This is a genomic window from Mycobacterium sp. ZZG (assembly GCF_054786995.1).
Map to the genome: position 1 here is coordinate 21669 of NZ_JBTBFV010000061.1, position 8665 is coordinate 30333.

General features: G+C 68.5%; 6 protein-coding genes and 1 pseudogene. 5 read left to right on the plus strand and 2 right to left on the minus strand.

Annotated elements, in window-relative coordinates:
• Positions 1-14 precede the first annotated feature (14 nt).
• Both poxB and ACXMYJ_RS24265 read right to left on the minus strand, forming a co-directional pair.
• A complete protein-coding gene (gene poxB, locus ACXMYJ_RS24260) occupies positions 15-1751 on the minus strand; it encodes a ubiquinone-dependent pyruvate dehydrogenase (RefSeq protein ID WP_460359071.1) in 1737 nt (578 codons plus the stop codon).
• A gap of 71 nt (positions 1752-1822) precedes the next feature.
• Complete coding sequence (locus tag ACXMYJ_RS24265; protein WP_260751290.1) at positions 1823-2590, minus strand: SDR family NAD(P)-dependent oxidoreductase; 768 nt, start codon at positions 2588-2590, stop codon at positions 1823-1825.
• 115 nt (positions 2591-2705) lie between these two features.
• Between ACXMYJ_RS24265 and ACXMYJ_RS24270 the strand changes: the two genes are divergently transcribed.
• From ACXMYJ_RS24270 to ACXMYJ_RS24290, 5 genes and pseudogenes are all read left to right on the plus strand, one after another.
• On the plus strand, positions 2706-4223 hold the full coding sequence (locus ACXMYJ_RS24270) for a molybdopterin-dependent oxidoreductase (protein ID WP_460359072.1): 1518 nt from the start codon (positions 2706-2708) through the stop codon (positions 4221-4223).
• Positions 4224-4308: 85 nt separating this feature from the next.
• Complete coding sequence (locus ACXMYJ_RS24275) at positions 4309-5928, plus strand: ATP-dependent DNA ligase (protein WP_460359073.1); 1620 nt, start codon at positions 4309-4311, stop codon at positions 5926-5928.
• 113 nt (positions 5929-6041) lie between these two features.
• On the plus strand, positions 6042-8345 hold the full coding sequence (locus ACXMYJ_RS24280; RefSeq protein WP_460359074.1) for a carbon starvation CstA family protein: 2304 nt from the start codon (positions 6042-6044) through the stop codon (positions 8343-8345).
• Positions 8345-8482, plus strand: a complete 138-nt coding sequence (locus tag ACXMYJ_RS24285) for a YbdD/YjiX family protein (RefSeq protein ID WP_460359075.1) — start codon at positions 8345-8347, stop codon at positions 8480-8482. Before ACXMYJ_RS24280 ends, ACXMYJ_RS24285 begins: the two co-directional genes overlap by 1 nt.
• A gap of 55 nt (positions 8483-8537) precedes the next feature.
• Positions 8538-8665 (plus strand): annotated as a pseudogene (locus ACXMYJ_RS24290) (amidohydrolase family protein); the annotation flags it as partial.

Genomic DNA, 8665 nt, shown 5'->3' on the forward strand with positions numbered 1-8665 from the left:
GGCACCCGCGCAGATCAGTCCAGAATGCGCCGCGCCACGTTGGTGGAGACGAGGTCGAGCAGTTCGTCGGCACGGCCGGCGAGGATGGTTCTGATCGCGTACAGGGAGAACCCCTTGGCCTGTTCGGCGGTGATGGCAGGCGGGATCGACAGTTCCTGCCGCGCCGTGATGACGTCGACGACGGCAGGACCGCCGGCGGCGAACGCGTCCGCCAACGCCGGCTCGAGTTGATCCGGGCGCTCGACACGCCGGCCGAAGACGCCCATCGCCTGTGCCACGGCGGCGAAATCCGGGTTGGTCAGGTCGGTGCCGAAGTTGACGATGCCAGCCGCCTTCATCTCCAGTTCGACGAAGTTCAGCGACGAGTTGTTGAACACGACGACCTTGACCGGTAACCGGTTCTGGATCAACGTGATCAGCTCGCCGAACAACATCGTCAATCCGCCGTCTCCGGCCAGCGCCACCACCTGGCGTTGCGGGAACGCGGTTTGCGCCCCGATCGCATGCGGCAGCGCGTTGGCCATCGTGCCGTGATTGAACGACCCGATGAGCCTGCGCCGGCCGTTCATCGTCAGGTAACGCGCCGCCCACACCACCGGCGACCCCACGTCGGCGGTGAAAACCGCGTCGTCGTCGGCCATCCTATTGACCAGCCCCGCAACATATTCCGGCCTGATCGGGGTGCGGTTGCGGTCATTGACGGCGAGCTCGTCGAGGGTCTTGCGGGTTTTGCGGTAGTGCCTGCGCGAGCGGTCCAGGTGGGTGCGGTCCGCCTTCTGGTGGACCAGCGGCTGCAATGCGGCCAGGGTGTCGCCGACGGAGCCGACCAGCCCCAGGTCGATCGGGGTGCGCCGCCCGAGATGCCGACCACGGATGTCGACCTGGATGACCTTCGCGCGGTCGGGATAGAACTGCTGATAGGGAAAGTCGGTGCCCAGCATCAGCAGCAGGTCGGCTTCCTTGATCGCCTTGTAGCCGGACGCGAAGCCCAGCAGCCCGGTCATCCCGACGTCGTACGGATTGTCGTATTCGATGAAGTCCTTGCCGCGCAACGCATGCACCACCGGGGCGTGCAACGTCGCGGCGAGCCGGACGAGTTCGTCGTGCGCTCCCTCCACGCCTGCACCGCCGAGGATCGTCACCGCCTGCGCGGCGTTGAGCATTGCCGCCGCCTCGCGCAGGCCGGCGTCGTCGGGGCGCACCACCGACCTGGCGGCGACGACCGGCCGGGTCTGCCAGGCAGTGGGCTCGGCCTTCTGCAGGAAGATCTCGCCGGGGATCACGACCACCGCGACACCGCGATCCTCGACCGCGGCCCGCATGGCCATGTGCAGGATGCGCGGCAGCATCTCGGCGGTGCTGACCAGTTCCCGGTAGACACTGCACTCGCGGAACAGTTCCTGCGGGTGGGTTTCCTGGAAGTACTCCGAGCCGATCTCGGCGCGCGGGATGTGGGCGGCGATCGCCAGCACCGGCACCCGGCTCCGCTGGGCGTCGAAAAGTCCGTTGATCAGGTGCAGGTTGCCGGGGCCGCAGCTGCCGGCGCAGACCGCAAGCTGTCCGGTCAGGGCCGCGTCGGCTGCCGCGGCGAACGCGGCCGTCTCCTCGTGGCGCACATGTTCCCAGCTGATCTGGCCGGAGCGGCGCAGCGCGTCGGTGAAGCCGTTGAGGCTGTCCCCGGGAAGTCCGTAGACCCGCCGGACGCCGCTGGTGTGAAGGGTCGCGATGACGTGCTCGGCAACAGTAGCCACCCACCCACCGTAGCGCTGAATCGGGCGCGCCAAGCGACATCGAGTGCCAGTGCGCGCCCGATTCGCCGCTGCTACTTGGGGGCGAAGCGCTGGCCGGCGTCCAGGCGCAGGCACTGGCCGTTCAGCATCGGGTTCTCGACGATCGCGACGGCGAGCCTGGCGTACTCCTCGGGCTTGCCGAGGCGCTTCGGGAACGCCGCGTCCTTGGTCAGCATGCTGACGTACTCGTCGGGGATGCCCTCGGTGAGCCCGGTGGCGAACAGGCTCGGCGCGATCGCAAGCGCGCGGATACCTAGGCTGCCGAGATCCCGCGCCATGGTCAGGCACATACCGGCGATCGCGGCCTTGGAGGCGGTGTAGGCGACCTGGCCGATCTGGCCCTCGAAGGCCGCGATCGAGGCGGTGTTGATGATGACGCCCCGCTCTTCGGCCTCGTCGTCGACCGGGTCGTTCTTCGACATCTGCCACGCGGCGAGCCGGCTGATGTTGAAGGTGCCGATCAGGTTCAGGTCGATGCTCTTGCGGAACGATTCCAGGCTGTGCGGGCCGTCCTTCTTCAGGGTGCGCTCGGCGATGCCGCCACCGGCGGTGGTGACCGCGATGTGCAGGCCGCCGAGGGCTTCGACGGCCTGGCTGAGCACGGACTCGGTGCCCTCGAAGTCGGTGATGTCGACCTCGTGGAAGGTGCCACCGATCTGGTCGGCCACCTCCTTGCCCTTGGACTGCGGACGATCCAGCACCGCCACGCTCGCCCCGCGCTTGGCCAGTGCTTCCGCGGTGGCCCGTCCGAAGCCCGACGCGCCGCCGACAACGACGGCCTTCTTGCCCTCGATCTCCATCTGTTCCCTTTCCCGACTTTGCAGAATGTGGACGATTTGTAAAGCCCATCTGCAACCTAGCGGATGACATGCTTCGGTAAGACTCTCGGGTTCTGCGCGACGGTAATTTGGCAGCATGAGCACACGCGGCGCCAGAGCCATGGCCGGCATCGCGGCCGCCGCGGTCAGCGTCGGAGTCGCGCAACTTCTGGCCGCCGCGTTCGGGCCGCAGTCCGACGTGCGCACCGCCGTCGGTTCAGCGGTGATCGATCGGACCCCCGGACCGGTGAAGGACTGGGCGATCAGCACCTTCGGCACCGCCGACAAGCTGGCTCTGACGGTAATGGTGCTCGTCGTGATCGCGGCACTCGCCGCCGTCGCGGGCGTCCTCGAATCCAGGCGCCGTCCGTGGGGCAGCGCGGTGATCGTACTGGCCGGCGTGGTCGGCTGCGCGGCGGTGCTGTCCCGCGCCGGCGCGACGGTGGTCGACGTGGCGCCCACCCTGGTGGGCACGGCATGCGGTGTCGCGGCGCTGCGGCTGCTGGTGTCGGGCCGGTTCGGCGACGCGGCGGACGGGCCCGGCACCGACGAGGGCCGGCGGCTGTCGTTGGTCACCCTCGGCCTGCTGGGTGCCGGGGTGGCGAGCGGTGTCGTCGGCGCGGTCGTCGGCCGCTGGACGTCGTCGGTGTCCGGCGACCGCGAGGCGTTCACGCTGCCGAAGCCCGGCAGGGCGGCGCCGCCCATCCCAGACACCGTGGCGCCCAAGGGCGTTGAGCTTCCGTCGTTCGTCACGCGTAACGCCGACTTCTACCGCATCGACACCGCGCTGAGCGTCCCGCAGCTCAGCCGACAGGACTGGCGGTTACGGATTCACGGCATGGTGGACCGCGAGATCGAGCTCCGCTTCCCCGATCTGGAGCGCTTCGAGGTTGTCGAGAAGGTCGTCACGTTGACGTGCGTGTCCAATCCTGTTGGGGGCGATCTGATTTCGAATGCAGTGTGGACGGGGTACCGCGTCCGGGACCTGCTCGCCGAGGCCGGTGTGCAGCCCGATGCCGACATGGTGCTGTCGATGTCGGTGGACGGTTGGACGGCGGGCACGCCTGTCGAGGCGCTCACCGGCGCCGATGCGCTGCTGGCCATCGGCATGAACGGTGAACCGTTGCCGACCGAGCACGGCTACCCCGCGCGCCTGGTGGTGCCGGGGCTGTACGGCTACGTTTCGGCCACCAAGTGGGTGACCGATCTGGAGGTGACGCGATTCGACCGCGCGCAGGCGTACTGGACGCGGCTGGGATGGTCGGCCCGCGGCCCCATCAAGACCGCGTCGCGGATCGACGTGCCCCGCGCCGGCCAGGACGTCCCCGTCGGTCCGGTCACGTTCGGCGGTGTCGCGTGGGCCCAGAACCGCGGGGTGCGCGCCGTCGAAGTCCAGATCGATGACGGCCAGTGGCAACCGGCCACCCTCGGCGAGGCCTATTCCGGGGACACCTGGCGGTTGTGGAGTTTCCCGTGGGACGCGCGTGAGCCGGGCTTTCACCGCATCACGGTCCGTGCCACCGACAACGCCGGTTACACGCAGACCTCCGAGCGTGCCGACCCGGTCCCCGATGGGGCGACAGGCTGGCACTCGATCACCTTCGTCGTGAGGTGAGCTCGCCGAACTCGCATTCCACGCGGTCCTTTCACGGTTCTGGCCGCGTGGAATGCGATTTCGGCGAGCTTGAGAGGATCATGGCGTGCTGTTGGTAGACGTCGCCACCGCTTCTGCGGACGTCGCGGCCTCCTCGGCGCGGCTGGCCAAGATCGCCCGGATCTCCGAGCTGCTGGGGGCGGCCGGCGCGGGCGGCGATGCCCGGCAGGTCGACGTCGTCGTGTCCTGGCTGTCCGGCGAGTTGACGCAACGCCAGATCGGAGTGGGATGGGCGTCCGTGCGGTCGGTGCCCGCCCCGGCCGACGTGCCCACCCTGACGGTCCACCAGGTGGACGCGCTCCTCGGCGAGATCGGAGCCACGTCCGGCAAGGGTTCCCAGGCCCGCCGCGCCGAACTCCTGGCCGGACTCTTCGCCGCCGCCACCGCCGTCGAGCAGACTTTCCTGCGCCGCCTGCTCACCGGCGAGCTACGACAGGGCGCCCTGGTCGGGGTGATGACCGACGCGGTCGGCAAAGCCGCCGGGATTCCGGCCGCCGCGGTGCGTCGCGCCGCGATGCTTGGCGGCGACCTTCCCGCGGTGGCCGCCGCGGCCATCACCGAGGGCGAGTCCGCGCTCGCCCGGTTCACCCTGCAGGTCGGCCGGCCGGTGGGGCCGATGCTGGCCCAGACGGCCACCGGCGTCGCCGACGCGCTCGAACGCTTCGGAGGACCTACCCTGTTCGAAACCAAGCTCGACGGGGCACGGGTGCAGATCCACCGCCGCGGCGACGCAGTGTCGATCTTCACCCGCAGCCTCGACGATGTCACAGCCCGGCTGCCCGAGATCGTCGACGCGACGCTGGCGCTGCCGGTCACCGATCTGATCGCCGACGCCGAGGCGATCGCGCTGCGGGCCGACGGCCGCCCGCACCGGTTCCAGATCACCGCCGCGCGCTTCGGGCGCCGCGGCGGCGCGGCGAGCGCGGCGGCCCAGAGACTGTCGGTGTTCTTCTTCGACCTCCTGCACGCCGACGGCCTCGACCTACTCGATCTGCCCGCCGAAGCGCGCATCGCCCGACTCGACGCGACGGTGCCCCAGGAGCAGCGCGTCGACCGGTTGCTGACCTCGGACCCGGCGGCCGCCCAGGCCTTTCTCGACGCGACGCTGGCAGCGGGCCATGAAGGCGTGATGGCGAAATCGCCGACAGCCCCGTACGAAGCCGGCCGCCGCGGCGCGGGTTGGCTCAAGGTCAAGCCCGTCCACACCCTCGACCTCGTGGTGTTGGCCGTGGAGTGGGGATCGGGACGGCGCACCGGCAAGCTGTCGAACATCCATCTCGGCGCCCGGGACCCGGCCACCGGCGGCTTCGTGATGCTGGGAAAGACGTTCAAGGGCATGACTGACGAGATGCTGGCGTGGCAGACGGAGAGATTCCTGGCGCTGGCCGCCGGAGCGGCCCCGGCCGCGACATCAGACCGAGGAGCGGCCCCGGCCGCGACATCAGACCGAGGAGCGGTCCCGGCCGCGACATCAGACGGCCATGTCGTCAAGGTCCGGCCCGAGCAGGTCGTCGAGATCGCGTTCGACGGAATCCAGACCTCCTCGCGCTACCCCGGTGGGATGGCGCTGCGCTTCGCGCGGGTGTTGCGCTACCGCGATGACAAGACCGCCGAGGAGGCTGACACCATCGACACGGTGCGCGCGTTCTACGAACGCGGAAGCTGACATCGCAATAGGAGGTTTCCGCACACGTGCGCTCCGTCCGGTGCCAGTATCGAGACAAGGCATGGATCCAGGGCAGAAACACAGTCGAGCCGACGGAGAGACCGGGAGACACCGTGGCCACACCCACCGCCGCATCGGACCGCATCGAAGAGACCGATGGGGAGATCACCTACATCCGCACCGACGAGGACCTGCCACCGGTGGCGATCGTCGACAGGTCGCCGATCACCGTCAAACACAAGATCATCTTCACCGTCGTCGCGCTTCTCGGCGCCACCGCCTGGGCGATCATCGCGTTCTTCCGCGGCGAGACAGTCAACGCGGTCTGGTTCGTCATCGCCGCGATCTGCACCTATGTGATCGGTTTCCGGTTCTACGCCCGGCTGATCGAGATGAAGATCGTCCAACCGCGCGACGACAACGCCACGCCCGCAGAGGTTTTCGAGAACGGCACCGACTACATGCCGACCGACCGGCGGGTGCTGTACGGTCACCACTTCGCCGCGATCGCCGGGGCGGGTCCGCTGGTGGGACCGGTGCTGGCCACCCAGATGGGTTATCTGCCGGGCGCGATCTGGATCATCATCGGCGCGGTCGTCGCCGGCGGCGTGCAGGACTACCTGGTGATGTCGATCTCGGTGCGGCGGCGCGGACGGTCGCTGGGGCAGATGGCGCGCGACGAGCTCGGGGTCGTCGGCGGCGCCGCCGCGATCGTGGGTGTGCTGGTCATCATGGTCATCCTGCTCGCGGTGCTGGCGTTGGTGGTGGTCGGCGCGCTGGCTGAAAGCCCCTGGGGTGTCTTCTCGATCGCGATGACGATCCCCATCGCGATCTTCATGGGGCTCTATCTGAGGTTCCTGCGTCCGGGCCGGGTCTCCGAGGTCTCACTGATCGGAGTGGCGTTGCTGCTGCTGGCGGTGGTCGCCGGCGGTTGGGTCGCCGAAACGAGCTGGGGCGCCGAGTGGTTCACGCTGTCGAAGGTGGCGCTGTCCTGGTGCATCATCATTTACGGCCTGGCCGCCTCGGTGCTGCCGGTGTGGTTCCTGCTGGCGCCCCGCGACTATCTCTCGACGTTCATGAAGGTCGGCACCATCGCGCTGCTGGCGGTCGGCATTCTGCTGGCGCGTCCGGTGATGGAGGCGCCGGCGATCTCCCAGTTCGCCACCAGCGGAACCGGCCCGGTGTTCGCCGGTTCGCTGTTCCCGTTCCTGTTCATCACGATCGCTTGCGGTGCCTTGTCGGGTTTCCACGCGCTGATCTCCTCCGGCACCACGCCCAAGCTGCTGGAGAAGGAGAGCCAGATGCGGCTCATCGGCTACGGCGGCATGCTCACCGAGTCGTTCGTGGCGATCATGGCGCTGATCACCGCCGCGATCCTCAACCAGCACCTGTATTTCGCGATGAACGCGCCGTCGGCCGCGACGGGCGCCACCGCCCAGAGCGCCGCCGACTACGTCAACGGGCTGGGGCTGTCCGGGCCGCCGATCACCGGGCAGGAGATCAGCGACGCCGCCAGAAGTGTCGGCGAGGAGTCCATCGTGTCGCGCACCGGCGGTGCCCCGACCCTGGCGTTCGGCATGTCGGAGGTGTTGCACCAGGTGTTCGGCGGCGCGAGCCTCAAGGCGTTCTGGTACCACTTCGCGATCATGTTCGAGGCGCTGTTCATCCTCACCACCGTCGACGCCGGCACCCGCGTGGCCAGGTTCATGCTGTCCGACGGACTGGGCAACCTCGGCGGCCCGCTCAAGAAGCTGCGCAATCCCAGCTGGCGGGTCGGCGCGTGGATCTGCAGCATCATCGTCGTCGCCGCATGGGGCAGCATCCTGCTGATGGGGGTCACCGACCCGCTGGGCGGCATCAACACGCTGTTCCCGCTGTTCGGCATCGCCAACCAGCTGCTGGCGGCCATCGCGTTGACGGTCGTGACCGTCGTGGTGATCAAACGCGGACTGCTGAAATGGGCGTGGATACCGGGGATCCCGTTGCTGTGGGACCTCGTGGTCACGATGACGGCGTCGTGGCAGAAGATCTTCTCCGGCGACCCGAAGGTCGGATACTGGACCCAGCACTTCCAGTACCGCAACGCGCGGGACGGCGGGGCCACCAGCTTCGGCGCCGCCAAGGACGCCGGCCAGCTCGACGCCGTCATCCGCAACACGTTCATCCAGGGCACGCTGTCGATCGTCTTCGCCGTACTGGTGCTGATCGTGTTCGTCGCCGGACTGATCGTGGCGCTGAGAGCGATTCGCGGCCACGGCGGGCCGACCAGTGAAGACGCTCAGCTACCTTCCCGCATGTTCGCCCCTTCGGGCATGGTCATGACCTCGGCGGAGAAGGAGGTGCAGAAGCAATGGGACGCGTTACCGCGGCCACACGCCAAGCCGTCGGCCGCATCGGCTGGTACTGCCAAACCCTGATGGGCGACAACCACTATCAGCGCTATCTGGATCACCACGCGCGCAGACACACGGGTGAGCCCCCGCTGTCCGAACGCGAGTACTGGCGGCGCCGTCACGCAGCCGCCGACGCCGACCCGGGTGCTCGCTGCTGTTGACCCGCCGCGCTAAACTGTCGGCCATACGGTAAGCGCACACAGATCGGGCACGACGATGAACAAGGACGACATGATTTTGATCAGCGTGGATGATCACATCGTCGAGCCGCCGGACATGTTCAAGAATCATCTGCCGCGCAGGTATTTGGATGAGGCGCCGCGGTTGGTGCACAACCCGGATGG

What these genes read in the sequence shown, in the direction of transcription:
- ACXMYJ_RS24270 (WP_460359072.1), top strand. Translation starts at nt 2,706, where the DNA reads ATGAGCACACGCGGCGCCAGAGCCATGGCCGGCATCGCGGCCGCCGCG.
- ACXMYJ_RS24285 (WP_460359075.1), top strand. Translation starts at nt 8,345, where the DNA reads ATGGGCGACAACCACTATCAGCGCTATCTGGATCACCACGCGCGCAGA.
- ACXMYJ_RS24265 (WP_260751290.1), bottom strand. Translation starts at nt 2,590, where the DNA reads ATGGAGATCGAGGGCAAGAAGGCCGTCGTTGTCGGCGGCGCGTCGGGC.